We start from the raw sequence: 20,121 nt of genomic DNA, 5'->3' as shown, positions 1-20,121 counted from the left end.
GCGTCCCCCGCCCCCGGCGCTCGTCCGGGGCCTCCCTTGCCAACCGCACCGCCGGCGGCAACGGCATTGACACCTGCCCCATAAGAGCAAAAAATCCGACGAAGACGACCGACCGCCGCGGGTTCATTGGCGAACCCGGCCCAGGCCGGCGTTCCTATCTTCTTTTGGTGTTTCTCTTTGCCATGGGCGGGAGTGTGTATGAGCAAGCGACACATACTGGTAAGCGATCTGGGCAATGTCATGGTCAAGTGGGACCCTATCGGAATCCTGACCGCCAACGGCCAGCTGCAGGATCAGGCAAGTCTGGCCCAGGCGCTGTTCGGTCAGCAGGACTGGGTGGATATCGATCTGGGCACCAAGCGCTTTGCCGACATAGTGCCCAGCGCCGCCCGCCGCACCGGCCTGGCGGAGGAGACACTGGCGCAACTCTACGGCTCAGTGCCCGCCTCCTTGAGCCCCATCGCCGCCGGGGTCGAGGTGCTGGAGGCCATCACAAACGCCGGTTACCGGGCCTTCGGCCTGTCCAACATGGGGATGGAGTGCGCCGATCACCTGGCCGCCAACATGCCGTTCTGGTACCGCTTCGAGGACGTGGTGATCTCGGGGGAACTGCATACCATCAAGCCCGATCCGCAGATCTACCTCCACCTGCTGGAAAAACATGGCCTGACGGCAGCCGATTGCGTGTTTATCGATGACTCGCTGGCCAACATACAGCAGGCCAGCCGACTGGGTTTCCAGACGGTGCACGTCACGGATCATCAGGGGCTAAAGCCCGCGCTTCAGGCGTTTTTCGACTTCTAGGGCGTCCCTCGGGGCGGAGGACCGAGGCGTCCCCCATGCGGGACAACGCCATCGGATCCAGCCTCGATTGGCGGCGGTGCCGCCTCAGGCCACGGCAGTTAGCCGGCGCTTACCAGCCGGTGCTTGAGTTCGCTGAAGGCCTCCAGGCCCCAGGGGCCCAGCTCGCGGCCCAGGCTGCTCTGCTTGTAGCCGCCCCAGGCGGCCTGGGGGAAGATAAGTTGCGGCGTGTTGATCCAGACGGTGCCGGCCTGCAGCCGATCCGCCAAGGCCTCGGCGGCGGCCAGATCCCGGCTCACCAGGGTGGCCACCAGGCCGTAGGGGCTGTCGTTGGCCAGGGCCACCGCCTGCTCGTCGCTGTCAAAGGCCATGGTGCACAGCACGGGGCCGAAGATCTCCTCCTGCCACAGCACATTGTCCACGGCCAGCCCCTCCACCAGGGTCAGGGGGAAGCCAAAACCCGCCTCATGCTGCGGCACCTGATGCAGCGCCAGATCCGGCGCCTGGGCCAACCCCTGTGCCACCAGGGACGCCACCCTTGCCAGCTGCCCAGCACTGATCAGCGGTCCGGTCTGGTAGTCGGCCATCCGCTGGCGGATCCGCTCCAGCAGGGGAGCATAGCAGTGGCGGTGCACCAATAGTCTTGAGGTGGCCGAGCACATCTGGCCGGCGTTGAAGAAGGCGCCGTCGCAGGCCAGCTGGGCGGCCAGATCCAGATCCGCATCCGCTCGCACTATCAGGGCAGACTTGCCCCCCAGCTCCAGGCTGACCCGCTGGATGCGCTGGGCAGCCCCCTGCAGGATCTGCTGCCCCACGGCCCGGCTGCCAGTGAAGGAGATCTTGTCGATGCCCGGGTGGGCACAGAGCCAGCGACCCACCTCGGCGCCGCCGGGGACGAGATTCACCACCCCCTGGGGCAGGCCCAGCCCCTGGATGATATTCAGCAGGGCCAGCTCCGCCATGGGGCTCAGCTCGGAGGGCTTGAGCACCAGGGTGCAGCCGGCGGCCAGAGCCGGCGCCAGCTTCCAGGCGCTGGTGACCATGGGGAAGTTCCAGGGGGTGATGAGCCCCGCCACCCCCACGGGCTCCCGCTGGTAGCTGACCGCCACCTCGGCCAGCGGCACCGCCACCGGCTGGCGCTCGGGCAGCGTCTCACACAGCTGGGCGTAGTAGTCGAAGGTGGCCACCACGTCCGCCACATCCATGCTGGCCTCGTGAGCCGGCTTGCCGCTGTAGCGCTGCTGCAGGGCGATGAGCCCCTCGGCCTGCTGCTGCACCGCGGCGGCGATGCGCGCCAGCCACTGACCCCGCCCGGCGTAACCCAGGGCCCGCCAATCCGCCAGGGCCTGACGGGCGGCGGCCACCGCCCTCTCCAGCTGCTCCGCCGAGGCGCCCTGCAACTGGCCGTGCACCTGACGGGTCAGGGGATCGATCAGTTCCCAGCGCGCCCCCTCCCCGGTCTGCCACTGGCCGGCCACCAGCACGCCTGAGGTGCGGGTGGGTTGCCAGGCGGTCATACGGCCTCCCCGGCACTCAGGTGCTCGTGGATGCACAGCCAGCGGCCGTCATCCTGCCGGGCAAAGACGATGGACTCCCGCTCCTCGAGCGTCAGCTCCCCGGCCTGAATACACAGCCGGGTGCGCACCCTGTGGCTCAGCACGGCGCAATCGCCATATTCGCTCAGCTCGGGCTCAATGGACTCACAGCCCAGCACCCGGAAGCCGTCCTCCTGCTCCCACTGCTGCCAGCGCTGGCGGTACGCCGCCTTGCTCAGCACCTCACCGGGTACCGTGTAAAAAACAAACCGCGCCTCGGGATGAAAACAGTCAAAGTAGCCCTCGGTATCGTGGCGCCCAAAACAGTCGATCAGGGTGTCGATGGCCTGCTGCAGGCTCGGCTGCGGGCTGGCGCACAGTTGCATGGCAAAGGTCATGGCATCACTCCGGCATGGGGCTCAGTTGATTGGCAAAGCGCGGCGCCGCTGCCGTCGGTTCGGCCTGGGCCGGGCCGAACACGGCCGCCGGCTCGGGACTCAGCTTGAGCAGCAGGGGGTAGAGCACCGCTGGCAGCAGCAGGGCCACCAGCAAGGAGATGTCCAGGCCGCCCGCCAGCTCACCCCAGGGGCCGACAAATTGCCCGGGGATGTTCACCGTCAGCAGGGCCACCAGGGCGGAGGGGATCCAGGCCAGCATGCCCCGCAGGTTCCAGCCCTTGTAGAACCAGTAGATGCCGCCTTCCTGCCCGCGGTTGAAGCGCTGCAGATCGTCCTGGCAGTAGAAGCCGCGACGGTGCAAATAGCCCAGGGTCATCACCACCATCCAGGGGGTGGTGGTGACGATGATCAGGGTCACCAGTGTGGTCACCGAGGCCACCAGATCGAAGGCGAAGCGCCCCAGGAAGATGATGGCGATGGACAGCACGCCGATGAGGATGGTGGCCTGGGTGCGGGAGAGCCGGGGGAAGACGCTGGAGAAGTCCAGGCCGGTGCCGTACAGGGCCGTGGTACCGGTGGACAGGCCGCCGATCACCGCCAGCAGCATCAGCAGCGGGAAGAACCACAGTGGCGAGATGGCCAGCAGGCCGCCGGTGTAGTTGGCGCTCTCCACGTATTCCGGCGCGTACTGGGCGATGGCCGCCATGGTCACCAGGCCGAACACGAAGGGCAGCAGGGTGCACAGCTGGGCGATGAGGGAGGCCAGCATGATCTTGCCCTTGCCGGTCTGGCGGGGCAGATAGCGGGTCCAATCCCCCAAGAAGGCGCCGAAAGAGATGGGGTTGGACATGACGATCAGGGTGGCGCCGATAAACAGCGGCCAGAACTCCGGCGAGTCGGTGGTCATGCCAGCGCCGGCGAAGGCCGGGTCAAACTTGTCGGCATAGGCCACGAAGCCCACCAGGAACACCACTGAGGCCAGCACCACCGCCACCTTGTTCACCAGCAGCATGAACTGGAAGCCATAGATGCACACCACCAGCACGATGAGGGCAAACAGGCCATAGGCCAGGGCGAACAGCCAGGGGCTCTCCTGCATGCCCACGATGCGACAGAAGGCACCGACTAGCGCATCGCCGGCAGACCAGATGCTCAGGGAGAAGAAGCAGATGGCGGTGAGCAGGCTCAAGAAGGAGCCGACAATGCGCCCCACCACGCCGAAGTGGGCGCCGGAGGAGACGGCGTTGTTGGTGCCCGTGGTGGGGCCGAAGATCCCCATGGGGCAGAGGATGAGGGCCCCCACTATGATACCCAGCAGGGTGGCCAGCAGCGCCTGCTGGAACGACAGGCCGAACAGGATGGGAAAGGCCCCCAGCATGGCGGAGGCCAGGGTGTTGGCGCCGCCCCACTGCAGGCGGATGAAATCCAGCACGGAGGCGTTGCGCTCCGCATCCGGTATGGGTTCGATGCCAAACGGCTCGACTTGCATGACATGGCTTGAGGTGGTCATAGGCTGCTCCCTGTGGTGGCAATTCAACTTCCTTTTACGAATGCATCCCATCATAGGCCGCCACGCCAGGGCGCCAATCACCCGGTTGAGGTAGATGGGGTCACTTTGAAGCTAATGCATTGAAATAAATTGACTATTTATTGGTTGCCCCGCCCTCGGCGCCCTATGTTAGGATGTTTTTCCTTCCAGTGTCTCCCCAGCTACAGGACGTTTTTCATGGCGGCAGCGCGCGATATCAACGAACAGACCCTGATCCACGGCGCCGCGGATCTGATCCTGGCCATCGACCATCCGCAGTTTTTCGACAAGCTGGTCTACCTGCTGCGCCTGGCGGTGAGCTACGACGATTACGTCATCCTGGCCTACCACCCCACGGCCCGCCCCGTGGTGCTGGGCTCCTCCCTGGCCAGCGACGAGCTGGCCGCCTGGGACCGCTACCTGCAGGGGGCCTACCTGCTGAGCCCCTTCTACGACTACGCCATGCAGGGGGGCGAAGGGGTGGTGAGCCTGGCGCAGATAGCGCCGGATGACTTCTACCAGAGCGCCTACCACGACGAATACTTCCGCTACTCCGAGCTGATGGACGAGGTCTGCCTGGTGGTCCAGACCGATCACCAGCTGTGCTACCTCCTCTCCCTGGGCCGCACCCGCAGCCTGTCGAGTTTCAACCAGCGGGGGCTCGGCCGCCTCAAGGCCTTCTATCCGCTCATCTGCGCCGCGGTGCAGATGCACGACAAGCAGCACGGCGTGGCGGACTCCGGCTCCCACGAGCCGGTGAAGCAGGCCATCCTCAACTTCGGTGAGGACAAGCTGACCCCGCGGGAGAAAGAGGTGCTGCAGCTGCTCATCCGCGGCTACTCCAGCAAGGAGTCTGCCAACAAGCTGGAGATGGCCTACGAGACCGAGCGGGTGCACCGCAAGAACATCTACAGCAAGCTGGAGGTGAACTCGCAGAAGGAGCTGCTGGGCAAGCTGTTCGACCAGGTGCTCCACCCCGGCTAACCCAACTGAGGGATACCCTCCAGCCCCGCCGCTGGCTAGATTGACCCCAGGTTCCCAGCCAAGAGGTCAAGATGGCGACACTGCACACCCAAGGTGCCCGACTGCAAGACAGGTTGCAGACCATGGCCGGTTTCGGCGCCCTGGCCAACGGCGGCTGCAACCGCCAGGCCCTCACCGCCGAAGACGCCGCCGGCCGCGACTGCTTCATCAACTGGTGCCAGGCCCTGGGCGGCCTGCCCCGCCGTGACAGCATGGGCAACCTGTTTGTCCGCTTCACCGGCAGCCAGCCCGAGCTATTGCCCATACTGCTGGGCTCCCACCTGGACACCCAACCCACCGGCGGCCGCTACGACGGCGTCTACGGCGTGCTGGCCGCCCTGGAAGTGCTGCACAGCCTGCAGGACGCCGGCCACCGGCTGCGCCGCACCGTGGAGCTGGCGGTGTGGACCAACGAGGAAGGGGCGCGCTTCGCCCCGGCCATGATGGGCTCGGGCGTCTTCGCCGGGGTGTTCGAGCAGGCCGAGCTGTACCAGCACAGCGACCAGCAGGGCATCAGCCTGCGCCAGGCCCTGGAGGCGAGCGGCCAGCTGGGCAGCGAGCCCTGCCAGCCCTTTGCCTTCCACGCCGCCCTGGAGCTGCACATAGAGCAGGGGCCCGTGCTGGAGCGCGCCGGCCTGCCCATCGGCGTGGTGACCGGGGTGCAGGGCATGCACTGGTACGAGGTCATCATCCAGGGGCAATCGGTCCACGCCGGCCCTACCCCCATGGCCCTGCGCACGGATCCGGTGCAGGCCCTGATGCAGCTGCTCCCTGAGCTGTACGGCCGGGTGGCCGAGGCCGGCGAGGAGGCCCGCCTGACGGTCGGCTCCATCACCACCTCCACCCACGCCACCAATACGGTGCCGCCCCAGGTGCGCTTCACCCTGGATCTGCGCCATCCGCAACAGGCGGTGCTGGAGGCGCTGGCGGCCTGGGTGGAGGACAAGTGCACCCTCAGCCTGGGCGCCCTGCAGATCCGCATCCGCCCCCTGTGGCGCTCCCCGGCGGTGGCCTTCGATGCCGGCTGCCAGGCCGCCATCGCCCAGGCCTGTGACCAGCTGGGCCTGGCCCACCGCCACCTAGTCTCCGGCGCCGGCCACGACTCCGTCTACCTGGCCCGCCTCGGCCCCACCGGCATGATCTTCATCCCCTGCCGGGACGGCCTCTCCCACAACGAGCAGGAGTACGCCACGCCCGAGCATCTGCAACAAGGCGCCGACGTACTGCTGCACACCCTGCTGACACTGGATCAATAAGGACACTCAAGATGACTTCACCCTGGAAACACCGCCAGGACGGCGGACAGACGGCCCCCTTGCAACAGTGGGGCATGGCCAGCGAAACCGACATTCTCGAGCGGGTGCTGGTGGGCCCCATCGACCACTACAGCTGGCGGGACGGCAATGCCACCTCCCGCCGCCACCTGGCCAACGGCACCCCCTTCGATGCCGGCATTGCCCGCCAGCAGTACGGCGAGATGCTGGATGCCTACCGCCAGGCAGACGTGGAGGTGCAGTTCCTGCAACCGCGGCCGGAGCAGCCCTATGCGGTGTTTGCCCGGGACTCCTCCGTGATGACCCCCTGGGGCCCCATCATCTGCCAGATGTTCAGCCCCTGGCGGCGCAGCGAATGGCTGACGGTGCTGGAGTTTTACCAGCAGGCCCAGATCCCCGTATATGACGTGGTGACCGCCGGCACCTTCGAGGGCGGCGACTTCATGCTGATCGAGCCCGGGGTGGCGTTGTGCGGCTATTCGGGGGAGCGCACCAGCCCCGCCGGCATCCAGCAGGTGAAGGGCTGGTTCGAGCAGGAGGGCTGGGAGTTTCATACCGTGCCCTTCGACCCCCATTTCCTGCACCTGGACGTGCAGTGCATCATGGTGGCGGAGAAGCTGGCGGCGGTCTGTACCGCCGTGGTGCCGGACAGCCTGCTGGACTGGCTGAAACAAAAGGGCATCGACATCCTGGACGTACCTTACAAGGACGCCATGGAGCTGGGCTGCAACATCATGTCCCTGGGGCGGGAGCGGGTACTGCTGCCCAAGGAGAGCCTGGCGCTCAAGCAGCAGTGTCTGGCCCGGGGCCTGACGGTGCTGGATCCGGACATCGGCATGATCACCAAGGGCGGCGGCGGCGTGCACTGCATGTGCCAGCCGTTGAAGCGTCGGCCCCGCTAGGCCGCTTAACATCCTCCGGTAAAAAGTCACCTGCCATGCAGGTGGCTTTGATTCGCCCCCTAGAAGGGGGTCGCCTCATTCATGCGTCAGACTATCAGCCCAGTGGTAGAAACCGACGAACGTTGTTTGAGGCTAATTTTTGTCCGTGCCGCCGTTTATCCGCTATCGGGCGCTTCCTACCTACTGCTTGGCGGGGCGGGCCAAGGGGGACCTTGCTGTCCCCCTTGGCAATCCCCAGCAATCCCTGCCCGCTGGCCCTGCGGGTTCCCTCGTCCAGCGTGCCGACTTTTCGGTCGTTATCGACGTGTTCCCAACACGGCGATAACTCGCTCGGCATCCCTGCCTCGCGCCCGACCAGCACGCCCTCCTCGGCCAGCGACAAGGGATGGGATCCTGTTAGAGAGTTAAATGCCGCAGGCAGCGACGGGGGCTTATTCTGAATATGCGCCTTGGCGGCTAACCGCTTAACTCGCCTCCATAAACGGTGGTTTATAGATGACAACTACCTACCGGCCCTCAGCCCTGAGGGCCGGCCTTGTTTTCGGCCAGCATCTGGGCGGCCCGCTCGGTCACCGCCAGCACCGCCGGGTGGGTGAGCCGCCGCTCCAACGAGATGGCGTAGTAGCTCACCGGCACCGCATCCAGCCGGCCGGCCGCCTCCACGCCGTAGTGGCGGCACACCTCCTCCAGCACCACCTCCGGCACCGGGAACAGCCCCACCCCCGCCTCGCCGAACGACTTCATCAGCGCCGAATCGTCAAACTCCCCCACCACCCGGGGGGTTAACTTCTGCTCGCTGAGCCAGCGGGCCAGGGGGGCGCTCTGGGCAGCGTTGGCACCGGGCAGCAGCAGGGGCAGCTGTTGCAGGCTGTTGGGGTAATCGGCGCGGCAGGCCGCCGCCAGCGCGGGGGTGCCGACCCAGATGAGGGGCGACTGCCCCAGGCGGTGGCTGTAGCCCTTGACCCCCACCGAGGCCGGCAGGGGCCGGTCGGAGATCACCAGATCCAGGTGATGCAACGCCAGCTCGGCAAACAGCTTCTCGGGTTTTTCCTCGTGACAGACCAGGCGCACCGGCTGGGCCAGCCCCAGGGCCGGCGCCATCAGCCGGTAGGCCACCGACTTGGGCACCGCATCGGTGAGCCCCACCTTGAGGGTCAGCTCCCCCTGACGGGCCGGCTGGTGCAGCAGGGCCTCCAGCTCGTTGCCCAGCAAGAAGATCTGCTCGGCATGGGGCAGGGCCAGCTCGCCGGCGGCAGAGAGTTCCAGCCGGCGGCCCTGCCGGTGAAAAAGGGGCGTGCCCAGGGTGCGTTCCAGCTCGGCGATCTGGCCGCTCAGGGTCTGGGGGGTGAGGTGCAGCTGTTCCGCGGCGCGGGTGATGCCGCCCAGGCGGGCCACCTGCCAGAAGTAGTAAAGCTGTCGGTAGTTGAGCATCTTCTTATCAGTCTGTGGCGAACATAGCGCCAATTATATTCGATTTTTATTGCTGCTCCAGTCTGAGTAGACTCCCGCCTGCCGGTGGAGTGGTGAGCGGCCAAGCGGCCTGAGCGAGGTGGCCAACCCGCCCCTTCCGTCTCCCACCCGGCAGCCAGACCCAGTTGCCAGGCAGAGGCAAACGTATGCCTGGCAACAGTTCCGAATTACCGGCCTCCGGGCCGAGGGCAATGGAGAGAAAGCGATGCAACCCCTGGTAGGTATCATTATGGGTTCCCGGTCCGATTGGGCCACCATGAGCGCCGCGGCCGAGATGCTCGAGCAGTTGGGCGTCCCCCACGAGGTCAAGGTGGTCTCCGCCCACCGCACCCCGGATCGGCTGTTCGACTACGCCGCCGGCGCCGAGGCCCGCGGCCTGCAGGTGATCATCGCCGGGGCCGGTGGCGCCGCCCACCTGCCGGGCATGGTGGCCGCCAAGACGGTGCTGCCGGTGCTGGGGGTACCGGTGCAGTCCCAGGCCTTGAATGGCATGGACTCCCTGCTCTCCATCGTCCAGATGCCCAAGGGCATTCCCGTGGGCACCCTGGCCATCGGCAAGGCCGGTGCCGCCAACGCCGGCCTGCTGGCCGCCAGCATGCTGGGCAACCAGTATCCCGAGGTGCGCAAGGCGCTGCACGCCTTCCGCCGGGCCCAGACCGACGCCGTGCTGGACGCGGACGATCCGAGGCTGCCGGCATGAAGGTGTTGATCCTGGGCGGCGGCCAGCTGGCCCGCATGCTGGTGCTGGCCGCGGCGCCCTTGGGCATCCGCTGCCAGCTGGTGGATCCGGCCGCCGAGAGCTGCGCCGCCGAACTGGCCCCCTGGCACCGGATCCCCTGGCAGGCCCTGCCGGAACGTGACGATCTGCTGGAATGGGCCGACGTCATCACCTTCGAGTCCGAGTCCGTGCCCGCCGAGGTGCTGGCCGCCCTGGCGGCCCGCCGACCCGTCTACCCCAGCCCCCAGGTGTTGGCCAAGGGCGGGGATCGCTGGCTGGAGAAGCAGTGGCTGCAGGGCCTCGGCATTCCGGTGGCGGACCACAGATCCGTGCAGAGTCTGGCTGAGCTGCAGACGGCGGTGGCCGAGCTGGGCTGCCCGGCCTTTCTCAAGTGGCGGCAGCAGGGTTACGACGGCAAGGGCCAGTGGCGCCTGCACGAGGCCAGCGATCTAGCCGAGATCTGGCGACAGGCCGAGGGGCGTCCCGCCATCCTGGAGGCCGGGGTGGCCTTCGAGCGGGAGGTCTCCTTGGTGGCCAGCCGCAACACCCGGGGGGAGATCCGCTGCTACCCCTTGACGCAGAACCTGCACCGCAACGGCATCCTGATCTGCTCCGAGCCCCAGGCGGCGGACCCGCTGCAGGCCGAGGCCGAAGGCTATGCCAGGACCCTGCTGGAGACGGAGCAGTACGTGGGCACCCTGGCCATCGAGTTCTTCGTCTGTGAAGGGCGGCTCATCGCCAACGAGGTGGCGCCCCGGGTGCACAACTCGGGTCACTGGACCCTGGAAGGGGCCCAGACCAGCCAGTTTGCCAATCATCTGCGGGCCATCTGCGGCTGGCCGCTGGGGGAGACGACGCTCATCGCCCCCACCGCCATGCTGAACCTCATCGGCCGCTGGCCGGCGGAGCCCGCCGCCCTGGCGGAGGCCGGCGCCCACCTGCACCTGTACGGCAAGGCGCCGCGCCCCGGCCGCAAGGTGGGTCACCTGACCCTGCGCCAGCCGGATCAGGAGCAGCTGACCCGCCAGCGCCAGCGACTGCAGCAGTGGCTGGAGGAAACCGGCGCCCTGCCCGCCCCTTGATCCTTCCCCTTGCGATGGCCGGCCACCAGGGAGTGGCCGCCGGCCATCGCTCTTTCTGCATCTAGCCTGTTGCATGTCGTCTTGGCGCCGCGCCCGCCGCCGGCGCCCTTTTTGCCCCAGCCAACGGCAGGTATTAGGGCAACGGCGTGGCTCAGGGCCGGGTTCTAACCGGATCGCTGGCCGCCAGGGCCAGACCGTGCATCAGCCGGATGGCCGGTGCCAGCAGATCATCGGGGAAGTCGTAATCGGCCTGATGCAGGGCAGCCTGATTGACCCCGGCTCCCAGACCGAACAGGGCGCCCGGGTAACGCTGGGTGAAGAGACCAAAATCCTCTCCCCATTTGAAGGGGCACTCCGGCGCCTGGGCCGGCATGCCCAGGGCCGCGCCGACATGAGACAGCAGGCTCACCGCCGCCGGATCATTGTGGCAGGCGGCAAACTCCTCCAGCCAGCGAGACTCCACCGCCAGGCCGTGGCGCTCGGCCACCTCGGCCACCGCCGCCAGCAAGGCGCCGCTAAGGGTATCCATCCGCCCCTGCTGCCAGCTGCGCAGGGTGAAGTGCAGCTCCCCCTCCCCGGCACTGGTGCCGTAGGCCAGCTCCCCCAGCCGGGCGTGCACCGGCGTCACCAGGGCAAAGTCAGGGTGGCCGGGATCCCGCAGGTTGAGGGCATCGGCCCGCTGCAGCAGCTCGGCCATGGCCAGTGCCGGGTTGATGCCGTGCTCGGGCTCGGCGGCATGGCAGGGCCGGCCGATGAGCCGCAGCGCCAGGCTGCGCACCGCCGCGGTGAAGGCGCCCTCCTTGAGCACCAACTGCCCCAGGGGGAAGCCCGGCAGGTTGTGAAAGGCATAGACATAATCGGGCTGACACGTCGCGAAGGCCGGGTCCGCCAGCACGGCGGCCGCCCCCTGCCCCGTCTCCTCGGCGGGCTGAAACAGCAGGCAGATGCGCCCGGCCGCCGGACGATCCTCGGCCAGCAGCTGGGCCACCCCCAGCAGCACGGTACTGTGGCCGTCATGACCACACAGGTGCGCCACCCCCGGCGTTTGGGAGCCGTGATCGTGTTGCGGGCATTCGGTGATGGGCAGGGCGTCGAAGTCCGCCCGCAGCAGCACGGTGGGACCGGGTTGGGCGCCCTGGAAGCTGGCCAGCAGGCCGTGCCCCCCCAGGCCGGTGAGCAGGCTGTCGGGCCGGCAGGTTCGCAGCGCCGTGGCCAGGGCGGCGGCGGTGGCCTGTTCGGCGCCGGAGAGTTCCGGCTGGGCGTGCAGCCGGTGACGAAAGGCGATAAGCCCGGGCAGCAGCGCAGGCAAAGATGCAGGCATGACGCTTCCTCAAGGAGGGCAAAGCGCCAGTCTAGGCCGCCGCCCTGGCCCGCAGCAAGCACAGGGATCGCCGCAAGCGCGGGGCTCCCGGCAAATCCAGGGCGTCAGCGTCAGGCTTCGGCCACCACCACGGCGGTGGCCTCGGCCAGATCCCGGGTCAGCCCCAGGCAGTGATCGCTGCTGCCCACCAAGAACAGGCCAAAGTCGTCACACTCCCACACGGGCTCCTTGGCCCCCAGCTCTTCCAGCAGGCAGTAGGTGAGGCGCAGGGGGGCGAAGGCCGCCTTGACCTGGGCCTGACCGGCGGCACTAAAGCCCGCCGCCTGTACCGCGGCGGCAATCTGTTCGAGGGTCTGTTGATCCATGCTGAAAACTCCTTGGCCAGGGACGACCGGCCGAGGTGGCCGGGCAGATAAAGAGGGGGTCCATCAAGTTTTATGCCAGCAGACCCGCCAGGGCGGCGGCGGCCCGCCTCACGGCGTCAGGCCTTGGCGGGCAAGGGATGGGCATTGCCGTCCGGGGCAGGGACGCCCCGCCGGCTAAGCGACAAAGCGCGCCGGCTGTCAGGGATGCGACAGGCCGCCCCACGCCCATGATGGCCCAAGGCCCCTCATCCTTCATGGTCTTACCAATATGCCTTCGGGCAGTAAGAAATCATTTTTAATGACAAAACGGTCAGAAAAAAGGCATTTCAAATGCTTGATTCAAGCGAGACGCAGCGCGAGCATAAAAACGTCACGACGACACAGAAATCTGCTTTTGTCGCCTCTGAACTTAACTAACCGCTAATCCATTGCCATTAACCTGGTGGGTCATACTGCATGAGTCAGAGCATTGCTTATTTTATTTCAGACACCCTGAGCCGCGCCGGCGTGCGCCGCATCTGGGGCGTCACCGGGGATTCCCTCAACGGCATCAGCGACAGCCTGCGCAAGCTGGGCACCATCGACTGGTTGGGGACCCGTCACGAGGAGACCGCGGCCTTTGCCGCCGGCGCCGAGGCCCAGCTGACCGGGGAGCTGGCGGTCTGCGCCGGCTCCTGCGGCCCGGGGAACCTGCACCTGATCAACGGCCTGTTCGACTGTCACCGCAACCGGGTACCCGTGCTGGCCATCGCCGCCCACATCCCCTCTGCGGAGATCGGCACCCATTACTTCCAGGAGACCCACCCCCAGGAGCTGTTCAAGGAGTGCAGCTGCTACTGCGAGCTGGTCTCCAACCCAGAGCAGATGCCCTACCTGCTGGAGACCGCCATGCGCCAGGCCATTCTGCACCGGGATGTCAGCGTGCTGGTGCTGCCCGGCGACGTCGCCCTGCGCCCCATGCCCGAGGGGATCAGCCCGCGCTGGAGCCTGCCGCGACCGGCCTACTACCTGCCCCAGGAGGCGGATCTGGATCAGCTGGCCGCCCAGCTCAACGACGGTGGCAAGGTGACCCTGCTGTGCGGTGCCGGCTGTGCCGGGGCCCATGACGAGGTGGTGGCCCTGGCCGAGCGCCTGCAGGCCCCTGTGGTGCACGCCCTGCGGGGCAAGGAGTACCTGGAATACGACAATCCCTATGATGTGGGCATGACGGGGTTGATCGGCTTCGCCTCCGGCTATCACGCCATGGGCCGGGCCGACACCCTGCTGCTGCTGGGGACCAGCTTCCCCTACCGCGCCTTCTACCCGGACAAGGCCCGCATCCTGCAGATCGACCAGGATCCCGCCGCCCTGGGTCGCCATACCCAGATCGATCTGGGGGTACTGGGGGACATCAAGACGACCCTGACGGCCCTGCTGCCCCGCCTCAAGGCCGGGCGCAACGACGCCCACCTGCGGCAGTGCCAGTCCCACTACCAGAACGCCCGGCGGGATCTGGATGCCTTGGCAAATGGTAAGACCAATCACGATCTGATCCATCCCCAGTACCTGGCGCGCCTGATCAGCGAGCAAGCCGGCCCGCAGACGGTATTCAGCTGTGACGTGGGCACCCCCACCGTCTGGGCCGCCCGCTACCTGCAGATGAACGGCCAGCGCCGGCTGCTGGGCTCCTTCAACCATGGCTCCATGGCCAATGCCCTGGCCCAGGCCATGGGCGCCCAGGCGGTGGATCGCCAGCGCCAGGTGGTGGCCCTGTGCGGTGACGGCGGCTTCTCCATGCTGATGGGGGATCTGCTCTCCTTGCGCCAGCTGCAGCTGCCGGTGAAGGTGGTGGTCTTCAACAACCGCTCCCTGGGCTTCGTGGCCATGGAGATGAAGGCCGGCGGCTACCTGTCCGACGACACGGATCTGGACAACCCCAGCTTCGCCGCCATCGCCGAGGCCTGTGGCGTCAAGGGCATCCAGGTGACGGATGCCGAGGCCCTGCCCGCGGCCCTGGCCGAAACCCTGGCCCACCCCGGCCCAGTGGTGCTGGAGGTGAACACCGCCAAGCAGGAGCTGGCCATGCCGCCCCAGATCAAACTCGAACACGCCAAGGGCTTCAGCCTCTACATGATGAAAGCCATCATCAACGGCCGGGGGGACGAGCTGGTGGAGCTGAGCAAGACCAACTGGCTGCGCTGATGCGTGTCGGATGCCTGCGGGCGTCGTAAGTAAAAGGGATGACCTCGGTCATAATGCCAGTCAGTTAAGCCTGACTGGCATTGTTTTTACTAGGTTTTCTCGTCGCATACTTCTGTGGTTTGGCTTTGACACACCTGGGATAACTTCGTTCTCGGCGGGCAGGTAACTTGAACTGCTCCGCCTGTTTGTCCATGTCGGCGACGCGGGCTGGAATATTCCCCGGTGATACGAACGGCAGGCAACTGAGCTCATGCAGCAGATACACCGATGCCATGTGAAAGCTCAGCTGGCTGGCCGTATAGCCTTTTAAGCTCGCCGCCATTCTAACCATCTGATATCTCAGCAGGTTATAGGCCAATACCAAGCCCCATAGCTCCTGCCTTACTCCATCGGGTTTCTTGCTGCGCAGCGTCAGCCTGTGCTGTTGCAGGCTCTGTTTCATCTCCCGATAGCCCAGCTCGATTTCCCAGCGATTCTGGTATAGCTCCATCAACTCGCTGGCCGGGAAGCGCATCGGGTCGGTTAGCGACGTCAGCACCTGGCGCTCCTTGCCATTCACCGTCCGGGTCAGCAGCCGGGCTTCGAGCTGCTCCGGTAACTCGCTCCACTTCTTCTTAGCCTGCGGACTGGCGGTGAGCCGTACCAGCGCATCCTGCCGCCCCAGCTTGCGGATGACCTCGTATTGCGTGCCCTTTTTCAGCGGAATAAGCCAGTGACGCGCCACGCCCTGGCATTGCCAGGCGTGTAGCAATCCCAGTGAGTAGAAGCCCTTATCGAACAGGGTCAGGCTGTTATCGGGTGTTTTTTCAATGAGTTGCTCTGCCAGCACCATCTCGTTCACCGCACAGGAGTCCATCACGGTCTGAGTCAGCAGGTGACTGGTCAGCTCCATCTGACACAGCATGCGTACCTGGGGATACTGCGTCTCGCCCTGGCCGGTTTTCGACTTGGCAAAGGCACCGGCATTGTCCTGGGTATCGGGGGTGCGCCAGACCACCCCATCGACGGCCAGCAGCTGCAAGCCGGCCCAGGTTGGGTGCTGACACTGCTGATGCCAGAGCGTAGCGGTCTGCTGGAACACCTGTTGAACGGCTCGGTCAGCCAGTTTTTGGCGCGCCTGGATGAAGGCACTGGGAACGACGAATGGCCGGTCGCCGGGTAACAGGATATCGAGCTGGTTGGCCAATTGGGTCATGGGGACGTGACGAAACAAGGACATACCGATAATGGCCCACAGCACCCGCTCCATGGGCATGCGCCGTCGACGCAGGGAGACCGAGCCTGTCTTGGCCAGGCAGGCCTGCACCAGTTCAGGTGACAGCAGGTCAGACAGGGACTCAAATTTTCCGGGAGGACAGGCGTGAATGAAGTCGAGAGCTTGGTCGATGCGCATAAAAAATCCGAAACCCAACAAGGAGTTTCGGATTTTTACACAGCCTGAGGATCGGTCAATGGATCCTTAACTGATCGGCATTATGACCTCGGTCATCCCTTTCTTTTCTCACGCCGAGCGCCCATGGCTTAGAGGTCGCGGCCGCCTCGGGCAATCACCCCCTGATACCAGTAGAAGCTGTCCTTGGGGATGCGGCGCAGGCTGCGGACCGCCACCTCGTCCCGATCCACGTAGACGAAGCCGTACCGCTTCTGGTAGCCGTTGAGCCAGCTCAGGATGTCGGTGAAGGACCAGGCGCAGTAGCCCAGCAGTTCCACCCCGTCCTGCAGCGCTGCCTGGCAGGCCAGCAGGTGCTGGCGCAGGTAGTCGATGCGGTAGTCATCGTGCACCTGCTCATCGGCGGTGAGCTGGTCGAATTCCCCCAGGCCGTTTTCGGTGATGAACAGCGGCAGGGCGTAGCGGCTGGTGAGGCGGCGCAGCCCGGTGCGCAGCCCGGTGGGATCGATGGCCCAATCCCAGTTGCTGGTGGCCAGGTTGGGGTTGGGGGTGGTGCGGTACAGGCCCGGCACGCCGCTGGAGGGGGTGGTGCCCTTCTGTCCCGTGGTATTGATGCGCTGCAATGTCTGGCCATCCAGGCCGTTGTCGGTGACCGTGGTGGTGTAGTAGTAGTTCACGCCGATGAAGTCGGGCTTGCCGGCGGCCAGCAGCTCGGCATCCCCCGGTTCTATGATCGGGGCCTCGCCGTTGGCCTGCAGGAAGCGCAGGGCGGCCTGGGGATAGCGGCCCAGGCAGTAGGCATCCAGCCACCACCAGTTGGTGAACTCCTCGGCGTTCTCGAAGGCCAGCATCTCCTCCGGGCTGCTGCCGCTGGGATAGCAGGGGGAGTAGGCGAAGCTGGGGCCGATGAGACCCTTGGGCACCGTCTGACGGAACAGGGCGATGGCCTGGGCGTTGGCCAGGAAGGCATGGTGATTGGCCTGGTAGAAGCGGCGTCTGTCCTGCACCGCCGGCGGATGGGTGCCCAGCAGATAGGCGTTGGTCAGGTTGTAGTTCTGCTCGTTCAGGGAGACCCAGTGCTGCACCTTGTGGCCAAACCGCTGGTAGAGCACGCCGCAGTAGGCGGCAAAGTCCGCGATGATGCGTCTGTCTTCCCAGCCGCCGTACTCGTCCTGCAGCGCCTGGGGCAGATCCCAGTGGTAGAGGGTCAGCACGGGGGCGATACCCCGGGCCAGCAGGCCGTCGATCAGCCGGTCATAGAAGGCCAGTCCCGCCTCGTTCACCGCACCGCGCCCCGCGGGCAAGACCCGGGGCCAGCTGACGGAGAAGCGATAGGCCTTGAGGCCCATCTGTGCCATCAGATCCAGGTCTTCCTCCAGCCGGTGGTAGTGATCCACCGCCACGTCGCCGTTGCTGCCCTTGAAGGTGCGCCCTGGCTGCTTGGTGAAGGTGTCCCACACCGAGGGCCCCTTGCCGTCGGCGTCCCAGGCCCCTTCCACCTGATAGGCGGCGGAGGCAGCCCCCCAGAGGAAATCGGCGGGAAAATCCTTGATCTGACGATGGTGCATAAACGCTCTCCTGATCTGGCCCTCGCGGGCACGAAATGCTTGGGACCAGCATGGCCCTGGCCTACAATTCCGTCCAATGACGATTTTTGCCGTTTATGATTCCCAAGAGGAATGAAGGAGCCGGAATGGAGCTGCGCGATCTCAAGGCCTACCTGACCCTGGCCCAGGTGCTGCACTTTGGGGAGGCTGCCGCCCGTCAGCATGTCACCCAGTCGGCCCTCAGCAAGCAGATCCGCCGGCTGGAGGAGGCCCTGGGGGGCGCCCTGTTCAGCCGCAGCGCCGGCCGCACCCAGCTCACCGCCCTGGGGCAGGGCCTGCTGGCGGAGGCCGACGAACTTGTCCGCCGTGCCGAACAGCTGCCCCGCAGCGCCCGGGAACTGCTGGCCGGCCAGGCGGGTTGCCTGCGCATTGGCTTTGGCGAGTCCAGCAACCGTCTGGTGCCGGCGGCCATCGCCCGGTTTCGCGCCGCACGCCCCCAGGTGACCATAGAGTTGCAGGATCTCTCCACCCACCACCAGATCATGGCCCTCAACGAGGGCAGGCTGGATCTGGGCTTCTGCCGCCTGCCGGGCCCCAAGGGCTGGCCCAGCCTGCCGGTGCTGACCGCCAACTTCACCGCCGTGCTGCCCCAACACTACCCAGCCCAGCTGGATCTGGCGGCACTGATGGACTATCCCCTGGCCTGTATCCGCCGGGACAAGGCCCCCTCCTTTCACGATCACCTGATGAAATACCTGGCCCAGCAGGGGCTGAGGCCCCGCCAGATGCAGTGGCTCAACGACTTTGCCGCCGGGGTGGCCCTGGCGGCAGCCGGCGTCGCCTGGACTCTGGTGCCCGGCGACGTGACCCAGCCTCGCCCCGAGATCCGCACCCTGCCCATCCAGGATCCCGATGCCGGCTGGACCATAGGCCTCATCCGTCCGCCGGGTCCGGCGTCCGCCCTGGTGCAGGCCTTCTGGCAGACAGTGGCCAGCCTAGCGCCACAGCCGATGCCGCGGCCGGCCTAGGGGTATCCCCTTGGTCACTTTTAGTGCCATCACGACCAAAATAGCGCACTGTGGTCTATGGCACGGGGCACCAAAATAGACATCCAATTGTTTTATATGGATAAATTATAATTTTTCACCTTTGGCACAGCCCTTGCAGAATGACTCACGAGTTCATTCCCCCGGGAGGGTTATGTTATCTAGCAGCCAAAGTCATTCCATTTGGGACCTCATCACCTGTGGCCCCCTGCCGCAACAGCTAGATCCTGTCACTGTGCCGGCCTGTGCTCCCTGCTCAGACCGCCTGCCCTCTTCCCAGGGCGCTCTGGTACTCGCCTTTCACCTGCTCCATCCGCCGGCCAGATACTGACCGTCGTCCTCGATCCTGCGATCGCCTGAACGCGACCGGGATCTCTCAAAAAAACGACTCATTTGAGTCAAATTAGCCTATCCAACAAGGAGAATACTCTATGGATAAGAGACTCGCTTTGCCCGCGTTCGGGCTGCTTGGCCTGGTATTGAGCTCGGCCACCCTGGCGTCCGAAGAAAAGGTGCTGCATGTCTACAACTGGAGCGATTACATCGCCGAAGATACGGTGGCTGGCTTTGAGAAAGAGACCGGCATCCGCGTGATCTACGATGTGTTCGACAGTAACGAAGTGCTGGAAGCCAAGTTGCTGGCGGGGCATACCGGGTTTGACCTGGTGGTGCCCAGCTCCGACTACCTGGGGCGGCAGCTGCAGGCCGGGGTCTTCATGCCCCTGGACAAGTCCAAGCTGCCGAACCTCAAGAACATGGATCCTGTCATCATGAAGATGCTGCAGGAGAAGGATCCGGACAATGCCCACTCGGTCCCCTATCTGGGGGGCACCACCGGCATCGGCTACAACGTCGACAAGGTGGCCGCCGTGATGGGCCCGGACTTCAAGATGAACACCTGGGACGCCATCTTCAACCCGGCCAACCTGGCCAAGCTGCACAAGTGCGGGGTGGCCTTCCTAGACTCTCCCACCGACCTGTTCACCGTGGCCCTGCGCTACATGGGCCGGGATCCCAACTCCACCAATGCCCAGGATTACAAGGACGCCGGCGCCATGATGAGCAAGCTGCGTCCCTACATCACCTACTTCAACTCCTCCCAGTACATCAATGACCTGGCCAACGGCGACATCTGCGTGGCCATCGGCTGGTCCGGCGACGTGATCCAGGCCGCCGACCGGGCGGAAGAGGCCAACAACGGCGTGCATGTGGAGTACGTGGTACCCAAGGAAGGCAGTGACGTCTTCTATGACATGTTGACCATTCCCAGTGATGCCAAACACCCGGAGAATGCCCTGGCCTTCATCAACTACCTGATGCGGCCCGAGGTCATCGCCAAGATCACCAACTACGTCTCCTACGCCAACGCCAACCAGGCGGCCAACGGCATGGTGGACGAGGAGATCCGGGATAACCCGAACATCTACTTCAGCGACGAGCTCAAGCCCAAGATGTTCTCCCAGAAGGTGCTGCCCCAGAAGATCACCCGCGTGATCACCCGGGAGTGGACCAAGATAATGACCGGCAAATAAGGTTAGCG

17 protein-coding genes are annotated in these 20,121 nt (G+C 65.6%); 9 read left to right on the top strand and 8 right to left on the bottom strand.

Features of this window, described 5'->3' with window-relative positions; all coding sequences use genetic code 11:
* The first annotated feature begins 198 nt into the window (after positions 1-198).
* Complete coding sequence (locus ABHF91_RS06390; protein ID WP_409422629.1) at positions 199-804, top strand: HAD family hydrolase; 606 nt, start codon at positions 199-201, stop codon at positions 802-804.
* Between the two features lie 98 nt (positions 805-902).
* Here ABHF91_RS06390 and ABHF91_RS06385 read toward each other — a convergent pair whose 3' ends face one another.
* The 3 genes from ABHF91_RS06385 to ABHF91_RS06375 are packed head-to-tail and all read right to left on the bottom strand — an operon-like array spanning position 903 to position 4,244.
* On the bottom strand, positions 903-2,318 hold the full coding sequence (locus ABHF91_RS06385) for an aldehyde dehydrogenase family protein (protein WP_409422628.1): 1,416 nt from the start codon (positions 2,316-2,318) through the stop codon (positions 903-905).
* A complete protein-coding gene (locus ABHF91_RS06380) occupies positions 2,315-2,734 on the bottom strand; it encodes a YybH family protein (RefSeq protein ID WP_409422627.1) in 420 nt (139 codons plus the stop codon). The genes ABHF91_RS06385 and ABHF91_RS06380 overlap by 4 nt, the downstream gene beginning before the upstream one ends.
* A gap of 4 nt (positions 2,735-2,738) precedes the next feature.
* Positions 2,739-4,244 (bottom strand): purine-cytosine permease family protein, encoded by a 1,506-nt coding sequence (locus ABHF91_RS06375; RefSeq protein WP_409422626.1) that lies wholly within the window; start codon positions 4,242-4,244, stop codon positions 2,739-2,741.
* 216 nt (positions 4,245-4,460) lie between these two features.
* Here ABHF91_RS06375 and ABHF91_RS06370 point away from each other — a divergent pair, with 216 nt between their 5' ends.
* The 3 genes from ABHF91_RS06370 to ABHF91_RS06360 all read left to right on the top strand — a co-directional run bounded on the left by ABHF91_RS06370 (position 4,461) and on the right by ABHF91_RS06360 (position 7,461).
* Positions 4,461-5,246 (top strand): LuxR C-terminal-related transcriptional regulator, encoded by a 786-nt coding sequence (locus ABHF91_RS06370; RefSeq protein ID WP_409422625.1) that lies wholly within the window; start codon positions 4,461-4,463, stop codon positions 5,244-5,246.
* 71 nt (positions 5,247-5,317) lie between these two features.
* Positions 5,318-6,541: a M20 family metallo-hydrolase gene (locus tag ABHF91_RS06365; protein WP_409422624.1), complete on the top strand. Its 1,224-nt coding sequence runs from the start codon at positions 5,318-5,320 to the stop codon at positions 6,539-6,541.
* Between the two features lie 11 nt (positions 6,542-6,552).
* A complete protein-coding gene (locus tag ABHF91_RS06360) occupies positions 6,553-7,461 on the top strand; it encodes a dimethylarginine dimethylaminohydrolase family protein (protein ID WP_409422623.1) in 909 nt (302 codons plus the stop codon).
* Positions 7,462-7,977: 516 nt separating this feature from the next.
* Here the strand turns inward: ABHF91_RS06360 and ABHF91_RS06355 are convergent.
* Positions 7,978-8,892 (bottom strand): LysR family transcriptional regulator, encoded by a 915-nt coding sequence (locus tag ABHF91_RS06355; RefSeq protein ID WP_409422622.1) that lies wholly within the window; start codon positions 8,890-8,892, stop codon positions 7,978-7,980.
* 244 nt (positions 8,893-9,136) lie between these two features.
* Between ABHF91_RS06355 and purE the strand changes: the two genes are divergently transcribed.
* Both purE and ABHF91_RS06345 read left to right on the top strand, forming a co-directional pair.
* Complete coding sequence (gene purE, locus ABHF91_RS06350) at positions 9,137-9,631, top strand: 5-(carboxyamino)imidazole ribonucleotide mutase (RefSeq protein ID WP_409422621.1); 495 nt, start codon at positions 9,137-9,139, stop codon at positions 9,629-9,631.
* On the top strand, positions 9,628-10,731 hold the full coding sequence (locus ABHF91_RS06345; protein WP_409422620.1) for a 5-(carboxyamino)imidazole ribonucleotide synthase: 1,104 nt from the start codon (positions 9,628-9,630) through the stop codon (positions 10,729-10,731). The genes purE and ABHF91_RS06345 overlap by 4 nt, the downstream gene beginning before the upstream one ends.
* Before the next feature lie 151 nt (positions 10,732-10,882).
* On the opposite strand, the gene ABHF91_RS06340 is transcribed toward ABHF91_RS06345, so the two are convergent.
* Positions 10,883-12,052, bottom strand: a complete 1,170-nt coding sequence (locus ABHF91_RS06340; protein ID WP_409422619.1) for an amidohydrolase — start codon at positions 12,050-12,052, stop codon at positions 10,883-10,885.
* A 110-nt stretch (positions 12,053-12,162) separates the two neighbouring features.
* Positions 12,163-12,417, bottom strand: coding sequence for a hypothetical protein (locus ABHF91_RS06335; protein WP_409422618.1), 255 nt, complete (start codon positions 12,415-12,417; stop codon positions 12,163-12,165).
* 456 nt (positions 12,418-12,873) lie between these two features.
* On the opposite strand from ABHF91_RS06335, the gene poxB reads away from it, so the two are divergent.
* The gene (gene poxB, locus ABHF91_RS06330; RefSeq protein ID WP_409422617.1) at positions 12,874-14,598 is read left to right on the top strand and encodes a ubiquinone-dependent pyruvate dehydrogenase; all 1,725 of its coding nucleotides are present in this window, start codon (positions 12,874-12,876) and stop codon (positions 14,596-14,598) included.
* A 64-nt stretch (positions 14,599-14,662) separates the two neighbouring features.
* Here poxB and ABHF91_RS06325 read toward each other — a convergent pair whose 3' ends face one another.
* Positions 14,663-15,991 carry an IS4 family transposase gene (locus ABHF91_RS06325; protein ID WP_409420458.1) on the bottom strand — a complete coding sequence of 443 codons (1,329 nt, stop codon included), beginning with the start codon at positions 15,989-15,991 and terminating at the stop codon, positions 14,663-14,665.
* Between the two features lie 128 nt (positions 15,992-16,119).
* The gene (locus ABHF91_RS06320) at positions 16,120-17,556 is read right to left on the bottom strand and encodes a glycoside hydrolase family 1 protein (RefSeq protein ID WP_409422616.1); all 1,437 of its coding nucleotides are present in this window, start codon (positions 17,554-17,556) and stop codon (positions 16,120-16,122) included.
* A gap of 125 nt (positions 17,557-17,681) precedes the next feature.
* On the opposite strand from ABHF91_RS06320, the gene ABHF91_RS06315 reads away from it, so the two are divergent.
* Complete coding sequence (locus ABHF91_RS06315; protein ID WP_409422615.1) at positions 17,682-18,563, top strand: LysR family transcriptional regulator; 882 nt, start codon at positions 17,682-17,684, stop codon at positions 18,561-18,563.
* Between the two features lie 449 nt (positions 18,564-19,012).
* Complete coding sequence (locus ABHF91_RS06310; protein WP_409422614.1) at positions 19,013-20,113, top strand: extracellular solute-binding protein; 1,101 nt, start codon at positions 19,013-19,015, stop codon at positions 20,111-20,113.
* Positions 20,114-20,121 lie beyond the last annotated feature (8 nt).

The sequence above is a fragment of the Pseudaeromonas aegiceratis genome, from assembly GCF_046254905.1.
Taxonomy (GTDB): Bacteria; Pseudomonadota; Gammaproteobacteria; order Enterobacterales; family Aeromonadaceae; genus Pseudaeromonas; species Pseudaeromonas aegiceratis.
The sequence above is the reverse complement of the archived record's forward strand: the minus strand, read 5'-3'. Positions and strand labels throughout refer to the sequence as shown.

Bases quoted from the DNA above. Each gene is read 5' to 3' on its own strand.
- ABHF91_RS06375 (WP_409422626.1), bottom strand. From the start codon at position 4,244: ATGACCACCTCAAGCCATGTCATGCAAGTCGAGCCGTTTGGCATCGAA.
- ABHF91_RS06380 (WP_409422627.1), bottom strand. From the start codon at position 2,734: ATGACCTTTGCCATGCAACTGTGCGCCAGCCCGCAGCCGAGCCTGCAG.
- ABHF91_RS06345 (WP_409422620.1), top strand. From the start codon at position 9,628: ATGAAGGTGTTGATCCTGGGCGGCGGCCAGCTGGCCCGCATGCTGGTG.
- ABHF91_RS06325 (WP_409420458.1), bottom strand. From the start codon at position 15,991: ATGCGCATCGACCAAGCTCTCGACTTCATTCACGCCTGTCCTCCCGGA.
- ABHF91_RS06355 (WP_409422622.1), bottom strand. From the start codon at position 8,892: ATGCTCAACTACCGACAGCTTTACTACTTCTGGCAGGTGGCCCGCCTG.
- ABHF91_RS06385 (WP_409422628.1), bottom strand. From the start codon at position 2,318: ATGACCGCCTGGCAACCCACCCGCACCTCAGGCGTGCTGGTGGCCGGC.
- ABHF91_RS06320 (WP_409422616.1), bottom strand. From the start codon at position 17,556: ATGCACCATCGTCAGATCAAGGATTTTCCCGCCGATTTCCTCTGGGGG.
- ABHF91_RS06365 (WP_409422624.1), top strand. From the start codon at position 5,318: ATGGCGACACTGCACACCCAAGGTGCCCGACTGCAAGACAGGTTGCAG.
- ABHF91_RS06370 (WP_409422625.1), top strand. From the start codon at position 4,461: ATGGCGGCAGCGCGCGATATCAACGAACAGACCCTGATCCACGGCGCC.
- ABHF91_RS06315 (WP_409422615.1), top strand. From the start codon at position 17,682: ATGGAGCTGCGCGATCTCAAGGCCTACCTGACCCTGGCCCAGGTGCTG.
- ABHF91_RS06390 (WP_409422629.1), top strand. From the start codon at position 199: ATGAGCAAGCGACACATACTGGTAAGCGATCTGGGCAATGTCATGGTC.
- ABHF91_RS06360 (WP_409422623.1), top strand. From the start codon at position 6,553: ATGACTTCACCCTGGAAACACCGCCAGGACGGCGGACAGACGGCCCCC.
- ABHF91_RS06340 (WP_409422619.1), bottom strand. From the start codon at position 12,052: ATGCCTGCATCTTTGCCTGCGCTGCTGCCCGGGCTTATCGCCTTTCGT.
- ABHF91_RS06310 (WP_409422614.1), top strand. From the start codon at position 19,013: ATGGATAAGAGACTCGCTTTGCCCGCGTTCGGGCTGCTTGGCCTGGTA.
- ABHF91_RS06335 (WP_409422618.1), bottom strand. From the start codon at position 12,417: ATGGATCAACAGACCCTCGAACAGATTGCCGCCGCGGTACAGGCGGCG.
- poxB (WP_409422617.1), top strand. From the start codon at position 12,874: ATGAGTCAGAGCATTGCTTATTTTATTTCAGACACCCTGAGCCGCGCC.
- purE (WP_409422621.1), top strand. From the start codon at position 9,137: ATGCAACCCCTGGTAGGTATCATTATGGGTTCCCGGTCCGATTGGGCC.